General features: G+C 64.7%; 17 protein-coding genes and 3 pseudogenes. 6 read left to right on the top strand and 14 right to left on the bottom strand.

Annotation, left to right across the window (positions count from 1 at the left end; genetic code table 11):
- The first annotated feature begins 11 nt into the window (after positions 1 to 11).
- The 3 genes from AB0I35_RS30545 (at position 12) to AB0I35_RS30555 (ending at position 3,156) form a co-directional block, all read left to right on the top strand.
- Entirely contained in the window at positions 12 to 1,004 is a 993-nt protein-coding gene (locus AB0I35_RS30545) for an LLM class flavin-dependent oxidoreductase (RefSeq protein WP_357399807.1), read from the top strand.
- A 156-nt stretch (positions 1,005 to 1,160) separates the two neighbouring features.
- Positions 1,161 to 2,486 carry an NtaA/DmoA family FMN-dependent monooxygenase gene (locus AB0I35_RS30550; RefSeq protein ID WP_357399782.1) on the top strand — a complete coding sequence of 442 codons (1,326 nt, stop codon included), beginning with the start codon at positions 1,161 to 1,163 and terminating at the stop codon, positions 2,484 to 2,486.
- Positions 2,487 to 2,574: 88 nt separating this feature from the next.
- Positions 2,575 to 3,156: a TetR/AcrR family transcriptional regulator gene (locus tag AB0I35_RS30555; RefSeq protein WP_357399783.1), complete on the top strand. Its 582-nt coding sequence runs from the start codon at positions 2,575 to 2,577 to the stop codon at positions 3,154 to 3,156.
- A gap of 156 nt (positions 3,157 to 3,312) precedes the next feature.
- On the opposite strand, the pseudogene AB0I35_RS30560 reads toward AB0I35_RS30555, so the two are convergent.
- From AB0I35_RS30560 to AB0I35_RS30620, 13 genes and pseudogenes are all read right to left on the bottom strand, one after another.
- Positions 3,313 to 3,888, bottom strand: a pseudogene (locus tag AB0I35_RS30560) (nitroreductase family protein); the annotation flags it as partial.
- Positions 3,889 to 3,909: 21 nt separating this feature from the next.
- Positions 3,910 to 4,265 (bottom strand): annotated as a pseudogene (locus AB0I35_RS30565) (alpha/beta fold hydrolase); the annotation flags it as partial.
- A 506-nt stretch (positions 4,266 to 4,771) separates the two neighbouring features.
- Positions 4,772 to 5,713 (bottom strand): annotated as a pseudogene (locus tag AB0I35_RS30570) (RNA polymerase sigma factor); the annotation flags it as partial.
- Between the two features lie 137 nt (positions 5,714 to 5,850).
- Positions 5,851 to 7,137: a dihydrolipoamide acetyltransferase family protein gene (locus tag AB0I35_RS30575; protein ID WP_357399784.1), complete on the bottom strand. Its 1,287-nt coding sequence runs from the start codon at positions 7,135 to 7,137 to the stop codon at positions 5,851 to 5,853.
- A 330-nt stretch (positions 7,138 to 7,467) separates the two neighbouring features.
- Positions 7,468 to 8,367: an alpha/beta hydrolase gene (locus AB0I35_RS30580; RefSeq protein ID WP_357399785.1), complete on the bottom strand. Its 900-nt coding sequence runs from the start codon at positions 8,365 to 8,367 to the stop codon at positions 7,468 to 7,470.
- Positions 8,368 to 8,401: 34 nt separating this feature from the next.
- A complete protein-coding gene (locus AB0I35_RS30585) occupies positions 8,402 to 9,868 on the bottom strand; it encodes an NAD(P)/FAD-dependent oxidoreductase (RefSeq protein WP_357399786.1) in 1,467 nt (488 codons plus the stop codon).
- Between the two features lie 84 nt (positions 9,869 to 9,952).
- Complete coding sequence (locus AB0I35_RS30590; protein WP_357399787.1) at positions 9,953 to 10,798, bottom strand: alpha/beta hydrolase; 846 nt, start codon at positions 10,796 to 10,798, stop codon at positions 9,953 to 9,955.
- Between the two features lie 32 nt (positions 10,799 to 10,830).
- Entirely contained in the window at positions 10,831 to 11,622 is a 792-nt protein-coding gene (locus tag AB0I35_RS30595) for a TetR/AcrR family transcriptional regulator (protein ID WP_357399788.1), read from the bottom strand.
- Positions 11,623 to 11,771: 149 nt separating this feature from the next.
- Positions 11,772 to 12,380 carry a TetR/AcrR family transcriptional regulator gene (locus AB0I35_RS30600; RefSeq protein WP_357399789.1) on the bottom strand — a complete coding sequence of 203 codons (609 nt, stop codon included), beginning with the start codon at positions 12,378 to 12,380 and terminating at the stop codon, positions 11,772 to 11,774.
- Between the two features lie 138 nt (positions 12,381 to 12,518).
- Positions 12,519 to 13,538, bottom strand: coding sequence for an alpha-ketoacid dehydrogenase subunit beta (locus tag AB0I35_RS30605; RefSeq protein WP_357399790.1), 1,020 nt, complete (start codon positions 13,536 to 13,538; stop codon positions 12,519 to 12,521).
- Positions 13,535 to 14,560 carry a thiamine pyrophosphate-dependent dehydrogenase E1 component subunit alpha gene (locus tag AB0I35_RS30610; protein ID WP_357399791.1) on the bottom strand — a complete coding sequence of 342 codons (1,026 nt, stop codon included), beginning with the start codon at positions 14,558 to 14,560 and terminating at the stop codon, positions 13,535 to 13,537. The genes AB0I35_RS30605 and AB0I35_RS30610 overlap by 4 nt, the downstream gene beginning before the upstream one ends.
- 15 nt (positions 14,561 to 14,575) lie before the next feature.
- On the bottom strand, positions 14,576 to 16,039 hold the full coding sequence (locus AB0I35_RS30615) for an aromatic ring-hydroxylating dioxygenase subunit alpha (protein ID WP_357399792.1): 1,464 nt from the start codon (positions 16,037 to 16,039) through the stop codon (positions 14,576 to 14,578).
- Positions 15,978 to 16,322, bottom strand: a complete 345-nt coding sequence (locus AB0I35_RS30620; RefSeq protein ID WP_357399793.1) for a 2Fe-2S iron-sulfur cluster-binding protein — start codon at positions 16,320 to 16,322, stop codon at positions 15,978 to 15,980. Before AB0I35_RS30620 ends, AB0I35_RS30615 begins: the two co-directional genes overlap by 62 nt.
- A gap of 227 nt (positions 16,323 to 16,549) precedes the next feature.
- Here AB0I35_RS30620 and AB0I35_RS30625 point away from each other — a divergent pair, with 227 nt between their 5' ends.
- The 3 genes from AB0I35_RS30625 to AB0I35_RS30635 all read left to right on the top strand — a co-directional run bounded on the left by AB0I35_RS30625 (position 16,550) and on the right by AB0I35_RS30635 (position 19,665).
- Positions 16,550 to 18,505: an FAD-dependent oxidoreductase gene (locus tag AB0I35_RS30625; protein ID WP_357399794.1), complete on the top strand. Its 1,956-nt coding sequence runs from the start codon at positions 16,550 to 16,552 to the stop codon at positions 18,503 to 18,505.
- Between the two features lie 75 nt (positions 18,506 to 18,580).
- On the top strand, positions 18,581 to 19,081 hold the full coding sequence (locus tag AB0I35_RS30630) for a pyridoxamine 5'-phosphate oxidase family protein (protein WP_357399795.1): 501 nt from the start codon (positions 18,581 to 18,583) through the stop codon (positions 19,079 to 19,081).
- A gap of 245 nt (positions 19,082 to 19,326) precedes the next feature.
- Positions 19,327 to 19,665 carry a hypothetical protein gene (locus tag AB0I35_RS30635; protein WP_357399796.1) on the top strand — a complete coding sequence of 113 codons (339 nt, stop codon included), beginning with the start codon at positions 19,327 to 19,329 and terminating at the stop codon, positions 19,663 to 19,665.
- Positions 19,666 to 19,979: 314 nt separating this feature from the next.
- Here the strand turns inward: AB0I35_RS30635 and AB0I35_RS30640 are convergent, their stop codons facing one another.
- Entirely contained in the window at positions 19,980 to 21,593 is a 1,614-nt protein-coding gene (locus AB0I35_RS30640) for a long-chain fatty acid--CoA ligase (protein WP_357399797.1), read from the bottom strand.
- Positions 21,594 to 21,632: the final 39 nt, after the last annotated feature.

Raw genomic sequence — 21,632 nt, forward strand, 5'->3', positions numbered from 1 at the left:
TTCCGATGCCCGTGAATGTTCCCCTGTCTGTCCTGGACCTGGCCCGTGTCGCTCCCGGCGAGTCCGCGTCCGAGGGCATTGCTCGCAGTGTGCGCTTGGCCCAGACCGCGGACAAAGGCGGCTACGCGCGTGTGTGGTTCGCCGAGCACCACAACGCGCGCGGGATCGCGTCGTCGGCCACCGCGCTAATGATCCAGCACGTCGCCGCGCACACCTCCCGCATCCGCGTGGGGGCCGGTGGGATCATGCTGCCGAACCACTCCCCCCTGGTGATCGCCGAGCAGTTCGGCACACTCGAGGCGCTGTATCCGGGGCGTATCGACCTGGGGCTGGGTCGCGCTCCCGGGACCGACCAGGCGACCATGCGGGCACTGCGCCGCGACGGCCGGGAAGCCGACAGATTCCCGGCTGACGTCGTGGAGTTGCACGGATTCCTCAGCGACCGATCCCCCATCCCCGGCATCCATGCCTACCCGGGCGAGGGCACCGAGGTACCGCTCTACATTCTGGGCTCCTCCCTCTTCGGGGCGAGGCTGGCCGCCCAGCTCGGACTGCCCTACGCCTTCGCCTCACACTTCGCACCCGCGATGCTGCACCAGGCAGCGCAGGCCTACCGCCACGACTTCGACCCGTCGGGCCCGCTCGCCGGGCCAGAGGCGAAACCCTGGTTCGTGGCGGGCGTCAATGTCCTCGCGGCAGACGACGCCGACACCGCGTCCGACCAGCGGCGCAAGTTCGAGAACGGATGGCTGCAGGGCGCCCTGGGACGGGACCGCACCTTCAGCGAGGACGAGTTGGAGATGGTTCGGCGGCACCCGCAGGGGCAGCAGGTCCTCTCGATGCTCGAGCACAGTGTGGTCGGAACCCGCGACCAGGTCGTCATCGGCCTGGACACCTTCGCCGCCGACGTCCGGGCAGATGAGCTGATCGTGGTGAACATGGCCTTCGACGAGGACCAGCAGCACCGCACGCTGGAACTGCTCGCGCCCACCGGCACAGCCTGAGTGCGGTCAAGCGCCGGAGAAGGCAGCTTGCGTTACCACGCAGGCGCAGAGCACTCAGGCTAATCCAATACAGCCTGAGTGCGGTCGTCTCTCGCCCTCGATGCACAACGTATGGCAGCACATTCACACGAACGTCGATATTTTCAGGACAGGTACATGACTGAACGCCAGATGATCCTCGCCACGATCCTCGCAGACGGATACGGAACACTCCCGGGCGCATGGCGTGCACCCCACGTCGACCCCGGCAACTACGCGAATATCGACGCGAACATCCGCTACGCGCAGGCTGCGGAGCGTGGTGGGTTCACTTTCTTGTTCACCCCGGACTTCCCGGCCGTCCGCGGCGACGTCGAGCACGCAACGCTCGGCAATGTCATGGATCCGCTCATGGCGGCGGCCGCGATCTCGCAGGCGACGAACAACATCGGGTTCGTGCTGACGGGTTCCACGACCTTCCAGGAGCCGTTCAACACCGCGCGCCAGTTCAAGGTGCTCGACATCATGAGCCACGGGCGGGCCGGGTGGAACGCGGTCACGACCAGCGACGCAACGGTCGCCGCGAACTACGGCAAGCCGGTCGCCGACCGTGGTGAGCGATACCAGCGGGCGCACGAGTCGGTCCAGATCGTGCAGGCGCTCTGGGGCAGCTGGGAAAACGATGCCTGGATCAAGGATCAGCAGTCGGGCCGCTTCATCGACCCGGCGAAGCTGCAACCCGTCAACCTCGGCGGACAGTACGTCGCGTCGAGAGGCCCACTCGCCCTGCCGCCTTCGGAGCAGGGGCAGCCGGTGATCTTCACATCGGGCGGCCCGAGTCCCCATCTGCTCGAATTCGCGGGTCGATACGCGAGCGGGTTCATCGCCGAGGTGTGGACGATCGAAGAGGGCCGCGCGCAGCGCGAGGCCGTGCGGAAGGCCGCCGCGGACGCGGGGCGCGATCCCGACGACATCAAGTACTTCCCAGGGCTGATGACCACCGTCGCCCGCACGGTGCGGGAGGGACTCGACCGGCGAATCGAATACTCCGGCGAGGTGATCGAGGCCCGGTTGCCGCACCTGAGCTCCATGATCGGCGTGTGGCTGCGGCCGGAGGACCTCGATGCGCCGCTCTCCGCGGACAAGCTCGCCGCCGCGCATGTCGCCTCGACCGATCCCCGTGCCGGCATCGCGCTCGAGGTCGCGCGCGCGGGCTGGTCACCCCGCGACATCCTGGCGCACGGGGTGATCGACTACCATCCGACAACCGTCGGCCCGGGCGCGGTGCACGCGGATCATCTGCAGAAATGGTTCGAGGCAGGAGCCGCGGACGGGTTCTGGATCATGCCCGACATCTTCGAAGACGGCATCGACGATTTCGTCGACGAGGTGGTGCCGATCCTGCGCGAGCGGGGCCTCTACCCGGAGAAATACGCCGGCTCGACCCTGCGCGAAAACCTCGGCGTACCCGAGCAGTACGGCATCGGAGAGTGGATCTCGTGATCAGTCCCGAGAGCGGCCTCCCTGTCGAAATATGAGAGCCTTCTTCCGTTTCGAGTGTGCCGTTCGGCGCAGAAGGGAGGTGGACCACATGAATACAGAGGCTTCACTTCGAAAGGAGCGAGCCGACGTCATCCGGAACCGCGCGAAGATCCTGCACGCCGCGGAGGTCCATTTCGGCTCGTCCGGTGTCGGCGCCTCACTCGAGGCGGTGGCGCGGGCTGCCGGAGTCGGACCTGCCACCCTCTACCGCCACTTCCCCACTCGGGAAGCGCTGCTGGCAGCCCTGCTGCGGATTCATCGGGACAGGTTGCTCGCACGGCAGCGCGAGCTCGACGAATTGTCCGACGCGGGTGAGGCGTTGCGTGGGTGGCTGCTCGGTTTGGAGGAGTACTTCGGTTTGTTCCAAGGCATCTCGGAACCACTGGTGGCCGCCGCCCGCAGCGGAGATACCGATCATCCGCTGGCCGGATCATGCCAGGAGCTCATCTCGGCAACCGATCGATATTTGACGTCGGCGCAGCGTGACGGCCGCGCGCGCCCAGACCTGGATGGTCTGGATCTCTTCATCGCGGTGAGTGCAGTCAGTTGGATCGCGGGAACAGGTACCGCGGACACAGCGTCCGTCGCGAAACTCCGAACGCTGTTCGAGTTCGGTTATCTGACGGAGTAGTCCTCGGCTGAGCGATGGCAACCGGTGGTCGAGGCTCTGGTGCGGGCCGGCGCCGGAAAAATGCGGAACGCATCCTACCCACGCTATGCCCGTGACGTTCCGGTGAGCGCACCGGAACATCACGGCGTTGAGCCGGCGAGCCGTGGCACCCGGGAACTAGGCGGAGTCGAGCGACGAGTGGTGAAACACGCTCTTCGATGTGGGAATGCGGTCGATCTGGTACCGGGCTGCGGGGTCGCTGGTATCGGGATACCCGAAGGATATGCCGAACAGCATTTTCATGTCCTCGGGTAGTCCCAGCAGCGCTCGGGCTTGCTCGGCATACGATCCCAGCATCGTCTGCGGAACACCGGCCAGTCCGTTCGCCACCAGGGCCAGCAGGAAGGTCTGTGCGTACATGCCGATGTCGGCGGCGACGCGTACGTTGTCACCTACGTTCGGGGCGAACAGCAGAGCAACATGCGGGGCACCGAAGAACGTGAGATTTCGCCTGGTGGCGTCCTTGCGTTGATCATAAGCTTCGCGGGCGATGCCGAGTGCCTGATAGTAGGCAGCGCCCTGAGCGTGTGCTCTCGCTCGGCACTCGGTGTCGTAATCCGTCACGGCGAAGGAGAAGTCCTTGGTGTCCTCGCCGGCGTCGAAGGCCGCGGTGATGATTTTGGCGAAGGTGTCTTTGGCGTCGCCGGACAGGATGTGGACCTGCCACGGTTGGTTGTTGCAGTTGGACGGAGTGTGCTGGGCATGTGAGGTCCCGGTGACCCGCTGCGGGTACCGCTGGGCGTAGGCGAGGATTAGCGTCGAACCCCAAGACCCGCCATACAGCAGCCAGCGGTCGATGCTGAGGTGGATGCGCAACCGCTCCATATCGGCGATCAGGTGCTCGGTGGTGTTCACCGCCATGTCGGTGCCCGGATCGGTGGCGCTCGGAAGGCTCCGACCACAACCCCCTTATCGAACTGCACGATCCGAAAGGCGTTTGGATCGAACGACTTCCGTGATCGCGGGCCGCTCCCGCTGCCCGGCCCTCCGTGCACGACCAATGCCGGCCGCCCAACAGGGTTGCCGCTGACACACCAGTACACCCGGTTTCCGTCGCCGACTTCGAGCATGCCCTCGGCGTACGGCTCGATCGGGGAAAGGATGTCGCCACGTTGCCGAGGTTGATGGAGGCGCGCGGAGTCGAGGACTACGCAGGCGTTGACCCGGCCGTGGCCGGACCACGGACTGAGACCTGGTGCCGCGGTACCCGCACATCGGCAGATCAATACATTCGTCGGCCGGGGCCGCAGTCCTGAGGATCGTGCGCCTCGCGGCATCATCGTGCTTTGTTGGGGCTGCTGTAGAGATTTGGGGGGAACTTCTGCTGCGGTGGGGGGTAGCGATGCAGAAGGGGTGGCCGTCGGGGTCGATAAGTACCTGGAAGCGTCCGCCGCCAGGCTGGTGGTAGAAAAGCTTGGCGCCCGGTAGTACGGAGCAGATCACTGTCGCCCTGACAGAGAAGGCACCCGTGGGTGGACGATCGCGAAACGGACATCTCTGAACTTGGCGGAGTCCGGATCACCGCAGCCGATGCACGAGTAGTCCCGGTGTTCGCCTCACACACGCACACGAAGGGTCAGTCGAGATAGCCGAGGAACAAATGTGAGCGTGCCGGGTGGCAGAGTTTCGACAACGTCTTCGCCTCGATCTGCCGAATCCGTTCACCCGGCACACCGAATCTACGGCCGATCTCGTCAAGAGTTCGCACATTTCCGTCGATCAGACCGAAACGCAACCTTATGACAGCGGCTTCTCTTTCGGTCAAGGAATCGAGCACCGACGCCACATGACGCTGCATCAGCGCGAACGATGCGGCTTCGACGGCGACGACACCTTCGGCGTCCTCCACCAGCTCGCCGAAACTCGTGTCGGAGTCGTCACCGACGGTCTGGTCCAATGAGATCGGCTCGAGTGCCAACCGTTGAAGCTCGTGCACCTTCGCGGATGTGATGCCCATCGCCGCAGCGAGTTCGTCTGCCGTCGGCGTGCGGCCCAGCTCCAGCACAAGAGTGCGCTCAACGCTGCCGAGCCGGTTGATCACCTCTACTCCGTGCACCGGGATCCGGATGGCGCGCGCCTGATCGGCGATCGCGCGGCTGATGGCCTGACGTATCCACCACGTCGCGTACGTCGAGAGCTTGAACCCCTTCTTGTAGTCGAATTTCTCGATAGCACGAACGAGACCGAAGTTTCCCTCCTGCACCAAGTCCAAGAAATCGAGGCCGCGACCGTTGTACTTTTTGGCGATCGAAACAACGAGCCGCAAGTTCGCCTCGAGTAGGTGGTCTTTGGCCATGACGCCGTCTCGTGCGACCAACATCAGGTCTCGCCGCCGAGAAGCACTGGGGCCCTTCATGCCGTCGGCAATTTCCTGCAGCTCCGCAGCGGCGACCAATCCAGCTTCCACACGGATCGCCAAATCCACCTCCTGCTCTGCGGTCAGCAATGCAACACGGCCGATCTGCCGTAGATACGACCGAGTCGAGTCGACCTCGGCCGTGCCGGCATCCCGCACACTCCCTGGTGCCGCCGTTCTCGGATTTGTTGGCATGGTCGATCTCTCGAGTCAGGGCGGCATCGCGACGTGGAAGCACATCGCGGAGAGGCCGCGGGTGGCTGTGGCACTCCGCTGGTGAAAGGGTGCCCGTGAATCCGTTATGTCACGATCCGCAGTGGGTTTTCGACCAATTCCTTCAGGGTCGCCAAGAACTGGGCTGCGACCGCGCCGTCAATGGCTCGGTGGTCCGCGGAGAGGGTCACGCGCAGGATCTTTCGAGCTACTACCTTGTCGTTCTCGAGGCGTAGTTCGTCGGCTGCGGCTCCTACCGCGAGGATGGCGGACTCCGGCGTGTTGATGATGGCGGTGAATTGCTCGACGCCGAACATCCCGAGGTTGGAGATGGTGAAGGTGCCGCCTGTCATGTCTTCTGAGGGAAGCTTGCGGTCGCGCGCGCGGGCCGCCTTGTCACGGCTCTCGGTGGCGATATCGGAAACGCTCTTACGGTCCGCGTCGCGGATGACTGGAACGAGTAGCCCGGCCGGAGTCGCTACTGCGATTCCGATGTGGATTCCCTTGTGTCGCAAAAGTTTTTCCCCCGCATAGCTGACGTTGACGGCACCGTCCTTGCGCAGCGCGACAGCGACGGCTTTGACAAGTAGGTCGTTCACGCTCACCCTGCTGGCGCCCGAGGCGTCCAACGTTGCGTTGATCCGTGCGCGGAAGGCGAACAACTCGGTCACATCGATCGCGCTGGTCAGGTAGAAGTGCGGCGCCTGTTGTTTGCTCGCGGTCAGCCTGGTAGCGGAGACGCGCTGAACAGCGGTGAGCGCGACCTCTTCGAGCTCTTGTGGCGCCGGAACATCCTGCACAGCAGCGGCACTTGCCTTTGGTACGGCAGTTGGGGTGACGGTGGACACGTCGGCCTCGGTAGCGTTGTGCGCAGCCTCTACATCGCGTTTCATCACCCGCCCGCCCAGCCCGGTAGGCACGACAGAGTCCATGTCGACCCCCAACTCGCGCGCGACCTTGCGAGCAAGCGGCGAGGATTTGACCAAATCGGTCCTGCTCGACTTTGCGGCCGTATCACTGAGTGAAACACGCTCTGGCGCAGCGTCTGATGCAGTCGAGCCCACCTCGGATGACGCATCGCGCGAAGGCGCTGCCTCGGCAGCGGCACCTCCTACAGCCGAACGCTCGCCCGACCCGGTGCCATCTCCGACGACCGCGATCGGCTCGCCGATCGGAACCCGAACGCCGGCCTCGGCGAGGATCTTCTCGAGGACGCCGTCGTCGTCGGCTTCGAGTTCCATCAGTGCTTTGTCGGTCTCGATTTCCGCGAGAACCTCACCGCGAGTGATCGGGTCACCCACCTTCTTGAGCCAGGTGGAGACGACGCCGTCTTCCATGGTTTCCGACAGCTGGGGCATGATGATGTCAGGCATTGCGAGTGTCCTTACCGATGACTGCCAGGGTTTCCGTCATCGCGGTGTAGAGCGATTCCTGCGGAGGGCAGGGCGAGTTTCTCGAGTGGTGTGGTAGCGCCACGATGGTGTCGCGGTCCACCGGCGCAGGCTGCGCGAATGATTGGCTGCGTCGGCTCGTCGCCCCTTTCTGCGTTGCGGACTAGTCGAGCGGCGCGATCGCCGACTTCGCCTCGCCAGGGTGCGCGGAGCCGCCACGGCCAACGAATCATCGCTGCCCGGCCGAGGGCTCTGCTGCGCGCGGAGTGGGGCGGCCCCGGGACGAGCCGCTCGCCCGGTGACCGCGTCTGTTTACAGGTGCTCCAAAAACCACATCCCTGCCGCGTGCCTGGTTTCGTCCAGGTGATCGGTGTAGGAATGGAAATGCCCGTCGGCGATGACCACGAGACGCTTCGGCTCCAGAGCCCGATCGTAGGCATCCAGCGCGAGGTCAGGGGGTGTCGTCTCGTCACCCGTGGCGACGATCATGAGCAGCGGCGTCGGAGATACGCGGCTCACGAAGTGCCCCGGCTCATACATCGCGGCGCGTCGTGAGGAGCGCACGGTGATCGTATCCGGGTTCTCGACGCCGTCCGGGAGCGGATAGCGGGCCTGGTACGCGATCATGTCCGCAGACCGATACGCCGCAGGTACATTCGGATCCAGGCTGACGACCGCACGCCGGGCCGGCGGTTCGCCGGCGAGTTGAGCTCGCTCGTCCGCGTCGTAGCCGGCTTCGACCGCGGCGCGGTCCTCCGGCTTCACCCGCCGAAGGCTCTGTTCGAATCCGCTGATCGTCGGTACTTGAACGGAGACAGCTCGGAGCCGGCGGTCGGTCGCGCCGAGGACGATCCCGTGGCCACCCGCGTAGCTGGTCCCCCACAGCCCGATACGATCGGCGTCGACTTCGGGCCGGGATTCGACGTAGGAGATCACGCGCCGCCAATCGGCGATCTGCTGCCACGGGTCGATATCTCCCCGAATCTCGCCGCCGCTGTGCCCGAAGTTTCGGTGATCATGGACCACGACGACGAAACCGAGCGACGCGAAGTACTCGGCGTACCCCGACAGCGCGCGGTACTTCAGGCTGGCGAATCCGGGCGCCATCGTGATGGCCGGGTACGGGCCCTCACCGCTGGTGGGGATGTAAAGCCATGCGTGCAAATGGATTCCGCCCTCGACGGGAATCGCCACATCGATGCGATCGGTCACAGCCGTCTCCCGTACTCGCGTAGTTCTTCGCTGTTCACACCGCACTCCCGGCCAAGGCTCGCACCTCATAGGCTTCGGGGCGGAACACACCATTCGAATCACGGAATCGGCTCATGAAGTCCGGCCAGATCACCGAAAGCCTTCCATTACGCTGATCCACGTACCAACTCTTGCAGCCGCCGTCGAGCCAGACGGTTCCTTGCGCCTTGCGGTCGAGCATCGCCGCGAACTCCGTCTCCGCCTCCTGCCTGACCTCGATCCGCGTGTAGCCGTTCCGGCCGAGGTAATCGAGGGCACCGAGGATGTAGTCGATCTGGGACTCGATGACGAAGATGATGGATCCGGCGCCGAGACCCGAGTTCGGACCGTTCATGATGAACAGGTTCGGAAAGCCGTTGACCGTACTGCAGGCATACGCTTGCTCACCATCGGCCCAATGGTCGGCCAGCAACAGTCCGTCCCGGCCCCGGATACGGCGAGCGATGGGTAGGTCACTGGCTTCGAAGCCGGTGCTGACGATCAGCACATCCAATTCGTGCCGAGTGCCATCCGCCATGACCACCGCGTTCTCGGTGATGTGGTCGATGCCGCGGGTTTCGAGTTCGACGTTCTCCCGCAGGAAGGTGGGGAAGTACTGGTTCGAGATGAGCACCCGTTTACACCCGACCGCGTAATCCGGCGTCAACTTGGCGCGCAGGACCGGGTCCGCGATCTGGTTGGCGAGATGGTCGAGCGCGAGCCGCTCGACTCTGCTGATGAAGCTCTCGATGCCGCGGCGCTGCGGGAATCGCGCCTCACTCGCCCAGAAGAGATCTCGGCGCAGCTTCTGCGCGGTATGGGGCAACCGGGCGAACATGTTCCGCTCGCCGGCCGTGTATTCGCGATCCAAGCGTGGGACAACGTAGGGAGCGGAGCGCTGGAAGACGGTGAGATTGCCGGCCACCTTCGCGACCTCGGGAACGATCTGGATCGCCGACGCACCGGTTCCGATGACGCCGACGCGCTTGCCGTCGAGGGCGGTGTCGTGATCCCATCGCGCGGAATGGAATTTGGCGCCTGCGAAATCCTCGATTCCCGCGATGTCGGGGTATTTCGGATCGGAGAGGTGGCCGGAGGCCGAGACCAGCACGCGGGCCGCGTAGTCACCGTTCGTGGTGCTGATGAGCCACTCGTTGGACTCCTCGATCCATGCCGCCTCCAGTACTTCACTGTCGAACCGCATGTGTTCTACGATGCCTTCGCTGGTCGCGCAATCGCGCAGGTATTGAAGAATTTCCGGCTGCCGTGCGTAGACGCGCGACCAATCCGGCTTGGGCTTGAAGGAGTACGAGTAGAGGTGTGACTGGACGTCGCAGGCCGCCCCGGGATAATGATTGTCGCGCCACGTCCCGCCGAGTGTATTCTCGCGCTCGAGTACGACGAACGACTCTTCGCCGGAACGCTTGAGCTGGATTGCGAGCCCGGTTCCCGAGAAACCGGAGCCGATGATGGCGACATTCACCCGGTGGACGTTCTGCCCGGCGTGTTCGTTATCGGCCCGAACGATGGAAGTCATGATAGTGCGATCTCTCCGTTGACACGTGCATCAGGGGGTGGAAGTGGCGTAGATGTCGCCGGGTGCTTTCGCGTGCGGTGCCGCGACGAAGTTGTCGATGAGCGCGAACAGCTCAGCGGGACGCTCCTGCACCACGGCGTGCCCCGCCTCGATCTCGGCATAACGTGAATCACGGATCGCGCCGAACAGTTCCCGGCTGTGGCTGACGTCGACGATCTGGTCGAAGATGTTGCCCACCACGAGCGTTGGGATCTCCACCGTGTGCGCTTCGTCTCCGATGTCGATGGCGAGACCGAGCGCCACGGCACGGGGCGAGATCGAGGAAGACCTCGTTCTGTCGACGACTTCCTTGAAGTCACGCTCGGTGCGAGAGCACAGGTACTGGGCGCTGTAGCTCGAGTACAGGACGAAGTCCGCAAGGGCGGCAGATCCGGTCCGGTGCAGTTCCTGCCAGATGCCGCTCCACGTCAGCTGGTGCCTATCGGTCTTCATCCAGCCGGCGATGAGCACGAGTGATGCGACGAGCTCCGGTTTCCGTGCCGCCGTAGCCGCAGCGGCCACCGCACCGAGCGAGTAGCCGACCAGCGCGACGGGCTTGCCGGGCGAGAGCTTCTCGATGATCGCTACTGTCTGGGCGACATACTCCTCGAGGGTGAAGTCACGGTCCCCTTCGGGAAGCGCGACATCGAAGGTGATCGTCCGGTGGGTGAACGCCAGCATCGGGAACAGCGCCCAAAAATCTTTCTCGGCCGAGCCCTCGAAACCGGGGAGCAGTACCACAGGCGGGCTCTCGCTGCCGCCGCGACTGTCGTAGTAGCGGACGTCGATGCCATCGACAACGACCGTCCCCTCGTCAAGATCGGGGTAAAAAGACACCGGACTCCTTCACAATGGGTGCTTCTGTCGGGCTACGAGGCCGACGGGTCGGTACCGGCCGATCGACCGTCGAGTACCAAGGGGTCGAGCTGGGCGCTCAGCCGGGCATCGACTCGCTGCCAGATGGTCTCCGGCTCGAATCCGCGCACCGGCGTGCGATCGACTTCGTGGATGAAAATGCCCTGGCAGTTCTGCGCCACAGCCAGTGGATCCACGCCGGCGATGAGTCGGCCTGCGGCCTGTCCATCGGCGATGATGCGCCGCGCCCTCGCGATGAGCCTGTCGCCCTGCTGTATCGCGCGTTCGCAGCCGGGGCTCGCAATATCGAATCCCTGCCGCAGGTAGAGCGACGCGTTGACGGGATCCTGGAGGTAGAAGTCGGCTCGAGCCCGGTACAGATTGCGAATTCGGTCGCAGTACCAGTGGCCGTCTTCCGCCTCGCCCGCTTCCTCGATGCGATCGTCCTCGCGCTCGAGTTCGTCGAGTACGGAGTCCATCCTGTCGCCGTACGCCAGCGTGAGCAGTTCGTCCTTGGACGAAACGTATCGGAAAAAGGTCGCGTCGCCGATGCCCGCGTGCTGTGCCACCTCTTTGGTGGTGATAGAGGCATACGGCTTGGTCGCCAGGAGATCGACGGCCGCGGCGCGGATCCGCCGCATGACCTCGAGCCTCGATTGCTCCCTCAGCCCGATTCGGGCGTTCGGTGAAGCCGGAACTTTTCTGGTCATCGCTTCTCCCTGGGGACGCGGCAGGAATTGGCCGGTGATACACAGCCGGAGTGCTATCTCTCTTTGAGAGTACACTATCACTATGAGTGCGCGCACTCATAAATCGCAATTACTGTCGGAGATGAGCCGCTGCCGACAGGGCGCCTACAAGGTTCTGCCCAGCAACGACCAGGGCACGACGGCGGAAAGATGCGGAGGTACTCCAGTGAGCCGGGCAGCCCGGCTCACTGGAGTACCGCAGGGAGTCACGGCACTCCGGTAACCCTCACGGAGATCTCGGCAAGCGCCGCGGCGATTCGGCGCTGGTCCAGCGTCCCACCGAGCGGATGGCCGTCGACCCATGCCTCGGCGACGGTGATGGCCAGCGTCATGTAGGTGCGGGACGCGAGCCTCTCGACGGCGTGATCCAACGGCGTGGACCCGCTGAAGCGGCGCATGCGTCGCCGCACCTTGCGCACGTAGTACTCCTCGAACCGGTGGCGGACCGCCTTGGCTTCGGGCGGTCCCGCGACAGCCCAGACGTAAAGGAGCTTCGCTTCCTCCCGGTGATGTTCCGCCCAGGTCCAGACGATATCCACCGCTTCCTTGGTGTGCAGGAAGGTATCCGGCGGCTCATGCGAGCTCGTCGCATTCATGATCCTGCGGCTTACCTCGGATACGCACGCGGTGAAAAGCTCAGGCTTGTTCTTGAAGTGGTAATAGATGGAAGCCTGGCTCATCGAACTCTCCTTCGCTACCTCAGCGATGGATGCCGATATACCTTCCCGAGCGAAAACCGCGATCGCGGCTTCGATGATTTCCTGTCGGCGGGACGGCCGGTGCGCTGCCCGCCGCGGGCGATCGTCCGCCGTCATCGACCGACCACGATCGACATCGGAACTTGTACCCACAGTGGACCCGCTCCCCGCCTTCCCGTTCACGATTCGGCTCAGTATACGGCCGGACCGCGATCCGACTCGTCGGCCGAAGATCGGCTCGGCGGCCGATGCTGTCTAACTCGCCGGCAACGCGACTCGGCACAGCTGCCGTGCGGCGTCCTTGATCGTTTCCGCGGTCGGAAAGACGTTCAAGGCGGTCGAGAACGGCACCGGAACGAATGGCGCCCCGATGCGGAGAACAGGAGCCTCCAGCTCGCCGAACAACTCCTCGGTGATCCGGGAAGCGATCTCCGCGCCGGGGCCGACCGACTTCGTGGCCTGATGGGTCACGATGGCGCGCCGGGTCCGCGAAACCGACTCGAGCACGGTCTGCATGTCGAGCGGAACGAGTGTGCGGAGGTCGATCACCTCGACGTCGATACCTTCGGTGCTCAATTCCTCGGCGGCCGCGAGGGCGACCGCGACCTGGGGGCCGTAGGTGACGACAGTGACGTCGTCACCGTGCCGCTTGATATCCGCCACTCCGAACGGAATGCGCACGTCGCCATCCGGGACGGGCCCCTTCACGCTGAAAAGCATTTCGCTGTTCTCGATGAACAGCGTCGGGTCGTCGCCGAGGATGCTGGTCAGCATGAGGCCTCGCGCGTCAGCGGGCGTGGAGGGGACGACCACGTTGATGCCCGGCGTATGCATGAACCAGCCCTCGAGTGACTGGGCGTGCTGGGCGCCGAATCGCGAGCTGCCGACGGTCGTACGGATCGTGAGCGGGACCGGGGTGTGACCTCCGCTCATGTAGCGGAGCTTGGCTGCGTGGTTGACGATCTGGTCCATAGCGACGCTGATGAAGTCGAAGAACATGATCTCGGCGATGGGGCGGTAGCCGGCCAGCGACAGACCGATCGCGGAGCCGACGATGGCGGCCTCGGCGATGGGCGTGGCCCGCACCCGGTCCGTGCCGTATTTCGCGGACAGACCTTTGGTCACCTTGAAGACGCCGCCGGCCGGGTCGGCGACGTCCTCGCCCAGCAGGACGACTCGATCGTCGAGGCCGAACGCCACGTCCATGCCCTCGTTGAGGGCCTTGGACATCGTCACGATCCGGCTGGATTCGTTTGTCTCGGCACCGGTGCTCATGCTGAAATCTCCATTGTCTCGGTCGAAAACACGTCGGTATATGCCTCACGCTGGTCCGGGTAGTCGCTGGCGTAGGCGAAGGTGAAGGCGTCCTCGACCTCGGCGAGCGCCGCGCTGTCGATTTCTTCCAGTCGCTGGCTGCTGAGCGCCGCCGAGCCTTCCAACAGCTCGCGCAGCCTGCCGACCGGCTCCGCCTTCCGCGCGGCGTCGAGGTCCTCCTTGGGCATGTAGGCGTAGTCCGCCGTCGAGGTGTGGCCGCCGAGCCGGTAGGACACCGCTTCGACGAAGTAGGGGCCGTCGCCGTTGCGGACCGACTCCGCCGCCTCCAGCACGACCTCCAGCGTTGCCAGCGGGTCGAATCCGTCGACCGTCGCCGACTGCATGCCGTAACTCCGAACCTTGCCCGCGATCTGGGTGTCGACCATGTGCAGTGTCGTCGGGGTGTGCTCGGCCCACTGATTGTTCTGGCACATGAACAGGATCGGCAGATTCCAGACAGCTGCCAGGTTCATCGCCTCGTGGAACGCGCCGATGGACGTGGCGCCGTCGCCGAAGGTCACGGCGGTGATCCGCCCGTCCCCGGCGAGCAGCGATGACAGAGCCAAGCCGGTGGCGATGGGCAGCCCCGAGCCGACGATTCCCGTCGTCGTCATCAAGCCGTACGCTGAGTCGGCGATGTGCATCGCCCCGCCCTTGCCCTTCGCGACACCGGTTGCCCGGCCGGCGATCTCGGCGATGACGGGCCGTAGCGGAACCCCCTTGGCGATGACATCACCGAGGTTCCGGTAGGTGGAGACCAGGTAGTCTTCCGGCCGCAGCGCCAGACCCAGGCTCGCGCACACCGCCTCGAGACCTGCCACGGGATAGGTCGCGGCCTTCAGCGTGCCGCTCTTCACATCTTTCTGGATTCTGCTACCGCAGGTCTGAATGGTCTTCGCCACGGTGTAGAACCGCTCGAGATCCGCTTCGGCGGGCAGCCCGGCCGCTGTACGCGGCGGGTCGATGTCGTCAGAATGGGTCATCGTGTGTTCTCCTTCTCAAAGCTTTTGGGCGGGCACCTGCAGGAATCGGTTAAGCACGGAGTGGAAGTGGGTGATCCTGACCTCCGAAGAACCGATGGTTACGTATTCCAAGGTGCTGTTGTGCAGCCCCTTCTGAACTTTCCAGAGATTGTCGAAATCCTGGTCGAGGACGGCGCCCATACTCTGCTTGGTTATATCGATCTCGATCAGCGGCGCCGGCGCGGGGGGCTCTTCGTTCTCATCCGGCCAGACCAGGGTGTAGATATCGAAGAAGCACTTGTTCGGATCGGTGGGATGCGGGCGCGAAACGAATCCGAGGGCACCACCGGCGTGGGAATTGAATTTGAGGTTGGGGAAGAGGTGGTAGTCGTAATCGTCGACCATCTGCTCCCTGGTCAGCTCCGAGTAATCGTGGCCCAGTTTCTCGCCGGTCTCCCGCGCCCGCGCGATGAGGTAGTCCCGCATGGTGCCGTCGCCGATCCACTCCCCGTCCTGATCGAACAACTCCGGCGGCAGTTCGGTGACCGACTGCCCCGTCGCCTTCGCGGCCTCGGAATGCCGGAACGACGTCGCCGAGCGGCTGAAGTAGGCCTCATAGATCTCGGCCTCTTCGACATGTTCCAGACGCATACTCGGGACGCCGTACGGCACGATCATCCGGCTGTGGTCGCCGAGCGTGGTGTGCAGTGTGTTGACATCGTCGAGGTAGGGGGTGATCTGTGGATGCGTGGCGGCGACGTGGTACGCCTCCAGGAATGCCTCCAGCGCCACCTTCCAGTTGCACTCGAGTGGGATTCGCGCGTGCATGGTCGCCCGGTAGCGCTCCATGTGGTAGACATCCAGGTCGGCTGCGGCCCGGCCGAGGAACTCCCGTAGCGGCGGCGCCTGCTCGGGCTGGGGGTGGATGAAGATGAAACCGCCCCAGGTATCGCAGGCTACCTCCGGCAGCGCGTACTCCTCGTCGGTGACCCCGGGGAAGAGATGGCGGTCGGGGATATCCCTGAGTTCACCTTTCAGCGACCAGCACCAGGCATGGAAGGAGCACTTGAGCTCCTTGGCATTGCCGGTGCCGTGCTTGAGCAGTGTGCCGCGGTGCCTGCAGGCGTTCTGGAAGGCACGGAGCCGGCCGTCTTCGCCCCGGACGATCAGGAAGGGCTGATTCCCGATCGTGTATTCGGCGAAATCGCCGGGCTCGGCCACTTCCTCGACCCTGCAGACCACCTGCCAGACGCGGCTCCAGAGCCGCTCGAATTCGAGGGCGAGCCGCGCTTCCGACGTGTAGACCTCGGTGGGGATGCGGGATTCCTGCGAAGTCAATTCGATGGATTCGGGAAACTTCGCGTCGGCCGGGAATTTGAGCCCGTACAACTCCACATTGGAGTGATACGCCTTCACATCGTCGCTGATCGTCATTTTCTTACCTTCTGTCCGCATCCCCGCGAATGCGGACACTTCGCCGCCGCACGAGAATATCTCCATTGATTTTTGCGCAACAGGCCAAACGTTCCGGCCCAGCCGGACGGCCCCTCCACCGCATTCGGTCCAAGGCTTGCCGCTCCATCTCACCCATCGGCGAGATGAATTCCTGCCCCTCGAGAACTTCCATGTAGCAGCGCGTGCACTCGACCGACCCTTTGCAGATCGTCGGCCACGAAACGCCACAGTTCTCGGCCGCCTCGAACACCGTCATTCCGGGCTGGACCTCGAAGCGGATCTCGCTGGGGAGGACGCGGACCGTTGGCGTGTCCTGGTCTCCGGCCATCGACAGTTCCCACTTACTCAAGAGAGTCTCTACTAACTGTCCGTCGATGTTACTGTAATCACTCTCCAGTTACAACCCCCCGATGGGTTGACTTTGTGGTTCAGCTCACAGATACTAACTGGTGACTGCCTAAAGTAACTCGATGGCACCGGGCCCAGCCCTGACCGGTCGCCCATCGACCGGCGGGTCCAGATGCTCACTGGTGAGGAAGGCCTGACGAACACGACATGTACGAGAATCTCTTCGAGCCGCTGAACCTCGGCTCAGTGACCGTTCCCAACCGCATCGCGCGCGGCGCCCATAACGTGGGCCTGCCCTGGGTGGACCAGAGCGATGCCTTCATCGCCTACCACGAGGAACGGGCGAAGGGTGGGGTGGGACTGATCGTCCTCGGCATCGCGGGGGTGCACGCCACCTCACCGACGGGAATCCCCGTCACCCACGACAAGGTGATCGGCGGCTACGAGAAAATCGCCTCCCGGCTGCACCCGCACGGCACGAAGGTCTTCCAGCAGCTGTGGCATGCGGGCTCCGCCCGGGCGTTCCCGGGGACCGCCCCCTGGTCGGCGAGCGATGTCCCCAACCCGCACGTGGGCGTCTCCCCGATCCCCATGACGAAAGCCATGATCGACGATGTGGTCGAGTCCTTTGCGGCCGCGGCCCGCCGGGTCAAGGAAGGCGGGCTCGACGGCATCGAGCTCCACGGCGCGCACGGCTACCTGATCGGGCAGTTCCTCTCCCCCGCGACCAACCACCGCACCGACGAGTACGGCGGCACCGAAGAGAATCGCGTGCGGTTCCTCGCCGAGATCCTGGCGGCCATCCGCGGTACGGTCGGACCCGACTTTCCGGTGGGCGTGCGGTTCAGCTCCGAGGACGGTACGGACGGCGGCCTCCGGCCGAAGGACGTCGCCGCCATCGCCCGCCGCATCGAGTCGGCGGTGGACTTCATCGACGTGACCAAGAGTACCGACTACCGGCATCATCAGATGTTCGCCACCATGGACTCGCCCCTGGCCTACGAGATTCCCGACAGTGAGGTGGTCACCCGCGAGCTGAGCGTTCCGACTATCGTCACCGGGCGCATCATGACCCTGGACGTGGCGAGCGAGATCATCGCCAGTGGCGCGGCGGACATGGTCTCCATCGTGCGGCCGCTCATCGCGGATCCCGGGCTCATCGAAAAGGCGCGGTCGGGCCGGTCGGCTCAGATCCGGCCCTGTATCGGGACGAATCAGGGCTGCGTGGCCAAGGTGCTGACCACCGGCAAGGTCGGTTGCTCGGTCAACCCCACTGTCGGCCGGGAGTTCGAAATGAGCTTCGAGCCGGACGGGAAGGCCGCCACCAGCAAGCGCGTCCTGATCGTCGGCGGCGGTCCCGCCGGTCTCGAGGCGGCCCGCACGGCCGCGCTGCGCGGGCATACGGTCGAACTGCTCGAGATGTCGCGACAGCTCGGCGGCCAAGTCGCGATCGCCGCGTCCGCTCCGCACCGCGCGGACATGGGAGCGATCACCAGCTGGCTCGCCGACGAGGTCAAGCGGCTGGGGGTGAAGGTCCGGCTCGGGGTACCCGCCGACCCCGAGCTGATCATGGCCCAGAACCCCGACGAAGTGATCATCGCCGCGGGCTCCACCCCGCGCCGCGACGGCTTCCAGGCATCCCACCCCGCGAAGCCGATCCCGGGCGCCGGCCTTCGGCACGTCTACACGTCCTGGGACGTTTTCGGTTTCGGCGGCCGCGCCGAGGTGGGGCACAACGTCCTGGTCCACGACGACACCGGCAGTTACGAGGCGATCTCCGTCGTCGAGAAACTGATCGCCGACGGACACCAGGTAACCTTTGCCACCCGCCACGAAACCGTCGGCGGCACCGTCGATTTCCCGCCCGCGACGGTGTACCCGGCGCGCGAGCGCATGGCGGCGGCCGGGGTGGAGTTCGTCCACATGTCCTATGTCGGTGAGATCACCCCCGACGACGTCGAGCTGGTACTGGCCGGCGGCACCGCGCGAAAGCGGGTCGGCGCGGACACCGTGGTCCTGGTCGGCTACAACGAGCCCAATCGCGAGAATGCCGACGAACTCATCGACGCGCCCTTCCCCGTCCACCTGATCGGCGATGCCACCGGCACCCGTACGGTCGACGAAGCGATCAGACAGGGCGCGGAGCTCGCCCGCACTATTTGAGTTGACCTCACTTTTTCGTGATGAGCAAGCTGACAAATCTCGCCGCTTGCCGACGTCTAGGGCGAAGGAGCCCAAATGCCCAAGTTGAAACAACATGAGCTCGAGGAGTATCTTGCCGAGCCCGGCCGTTACGCGCGGTTCGCGACGGTGGACGATGACGGCTACCCGCGGGTTATCCCGATCTCCTTTTTGTTCCACAACGGAACTATCCAATTCACGCTTCGGCCCAACTCCGCACCGTGGAGCAACGTCCGCCGCGACCCCCGCATCTCGATCGCGCTCGACGAGATGGAGGATCCCATGCGGCGCGTGATCATCCAGGGTATCGCCCGGGTTGTCCACGAGCCCGGCTCGGAGGACCAGTGGGAGGATCTGCACCGCCAGATGCTGCTCAAAACGAGGCCGGCGGACGAGGTCGAGGAATATCTCCGAGCCATGGCGGAAGCAGGGGTTGAACGACCATGGCTCGCAGTCGACCTCGATGCCCCGACCCGCGTGAAGAGTTGGCGCAGTTTTCATGCCGGTGAGGCCCGAGACCGTCTCGTACCCTACGCCCAGCAGTATCTCAAGTCCTGACCCGGGAGGCGCCTCGTTCAGGTGGGCTTCATGAGGAGATACGACAAAGGCTTCCAGCAGGTCGAGAAGCTGTTGGACTCGGGGGAATTCGGGAGCCCACTGATCGCGAAGATCAGCCAGCGGTCCGAGAAGATCTCAGAGTTGTATCCCTACTACACGAACGAGATGCAGATCACCGACGCCGCAATCCACGAAATCGACATCTTGCCTTGGTTGATCGGTGGCGATGAATGGGACGAGGTTCAATGCCACTCCTCGAAACCGAGCGTGCATGTGAGCGCCACGCGGAGATCGTATCTGAGGACGGGATAGTAAATCTTCCGGGTCCCGCATCGCCGGTGACTCGCAGAAATTCCCAGGTTTCGGTTGAAATCGAGAAAGACTGGCTGATTCGTTTCGACGAGTCTTACGCGGCACAGCTCCAGGACTGGGTGGACAAGGTACTCGTCGGCACTGCCGGCGGCTCTTCCGCGTGGGATGGGTACACCGCAGCCCTCACCACGGACGCAGCACTCGCCTCGCAGCAGTCGGGCAAGGCGGAAAAAGTGATCGCCGGCAAGAGACCGGCCCTCTACAACAGTTGACAACGACGGCCGTGGAACAGGTGGAGCAGGGCCAGTGGCCATCAGTTCCGACGGCTCGCGACCCGTTGGGAACGCTGTGCGCCGACATCCACCAGGGGCTTCGTAACGCCGGCAGCAGCGCTCATCTGCCGGCGCCGACGACGCAACCGAACTTGTCAGGGGCTCTTACACCACGGCGCCGGATTCCCGGATAGCTCCCTGGTAAAACCGGTCTTCTCCCGTCCACAACGGCACCCCGGACACGTATGTGTCCGGGGTGCTCGATGGTTTCGGTCCCGGATGCGGGACGGCGTCTCCCGTCGACAGATGCGGGATCAGTTCTCTTGCAACACCATTTCTCGAAGCGAGACCTTCGAGAACTTGCCGGTGGCGGTCTTCGGGACCTCGTCGATGATCCGGACTTCTTCCGGGATCCACCAGCCGGCGACCCGGCCGCGAAGGAATTCCCGCACGTCGTCACCGGTCAGTTCGCCGTGTGCGACGGGGACCACGCAGGCCATCGGCCGCTCGCCCCAGCGATCGTTCGGAACGGCGATGACCGCGGCCTCCGCCACCCGCGAGTCGGCCATGATCTCGTTCTCCAGTTCGACCGAGGAGATCCATTCGCCACCGGACTTGATGAGGTCCTTGGTGCGGTCGACGATGCGCAGCCGGCCGTGCGGGTCGATGGTGGCGACGTCGCCGGTGCGCAACCATCCGTCCTCGGTGACCGCCTCCGAACGCCCGGTCTGGCCGAAGTACCCACCGGCGATAGTCGGGCCCGCGACCTGCAGTTCCCCACGAGCCTGGCCGTCGTGCGGCGCCAGGGAGCCGTCGTCGAGCATCAGCCGCAGCTCGGTCAGGGGCAGCGCGGTGCCGGGGCCGGCCAGGACCTCGAGGTGGTGCTCGTCGTCGAGGCCGCGATCGGCAGTGGTGATCCTGGCGCTGGTGACCACGGGGCTGGTCTCGGTCATCCCCCACGCGTTACGCAGAGGTTGCCCGACGGTGTCCCGGTAGTGGCGCGAGAGGGAGACCGGCACCGCGCCGCCGCCGCAGACGATGTGCCGCAAACTGCTCAGGTCGCGGCCGTCGAGGAACCCGGCGGCGTCGCGCCAGACGGTGGTGACCGCGGCCGTGAAGGTGACCCGGTGGCGCTCGATCTGCTCGACGAGTTGTTCGGGGCGCGTGGACGTGCCCGGCATGACCAGGTCCGCGCCACACATCAGTGCCGCGTAGGGCAGGCCCCAGGCGTTGACGTGGAACATCGGGACCACCGGCATGATCGTGTCCGATTCCCGCAGGCCGAACGAGTCAACCAGTTGCAACATCAACGCGTGCAACACGATCGAACGGTGGTCATAGAGCACACCTTTGGGCCTGCCGGTCGTCCCCGACGTGTAGCAGAGCGCGGCGGCGGTGCGTTCGTCGGCGACCTCCAGGATCCCGTCGACGGGTACGGCGGCGGCGAGCAGCGCCTCGTAGTCGTGGATACGAGGATCGTCGGGTAGCGGGAAGTCCGCCCCGTCATCCATGACGACGATGTGCCGCACCCGCTCACACGCCTCGATCACCGGCCAGATCGACGCGAGAATGGACCGGTCGACGAACAACACATCGTCCTCGGCATCGTTGACGATGAAGGTGAGCTGCGAGGCCGAGAGACGGTGATTGATCGTGTGCAGCACCCGGTTCGTGCACGGCACCGCCATGTACAGCTCGAGGTGCCGCTGCGTGTTCCATCCGAAGGTGCCCACCCGCGCGTCCCGGGGAACACCGAGGTGGTCGAGTACCCCGGCGAGGGCGCGGATACGGGTCGCGACCTCCCCGTAGCCGGCGGTCATCACGTAGCCGATCTGCTCGGTGGTCACCGTTTTGTCGCGGTACTGATTCTCCATCCGGTTCATCAGCATCGGCAGCGACAGCGGGCGGTCTTGCATCAGTCCCAGCATGGGAAATCCGGTTCCTTCTGTTGTGGCGGCGCAGGGCGG

Source organism: Nocardia sp. NPDC050378, assembly GCF_040655675.1.
Classification (GTDB): Bacteria; Actinomycetota; Actinomycetes; order Mycobacteriales; family Mycobacteriaceae; genus Nocardia; species Nocardia coubleae.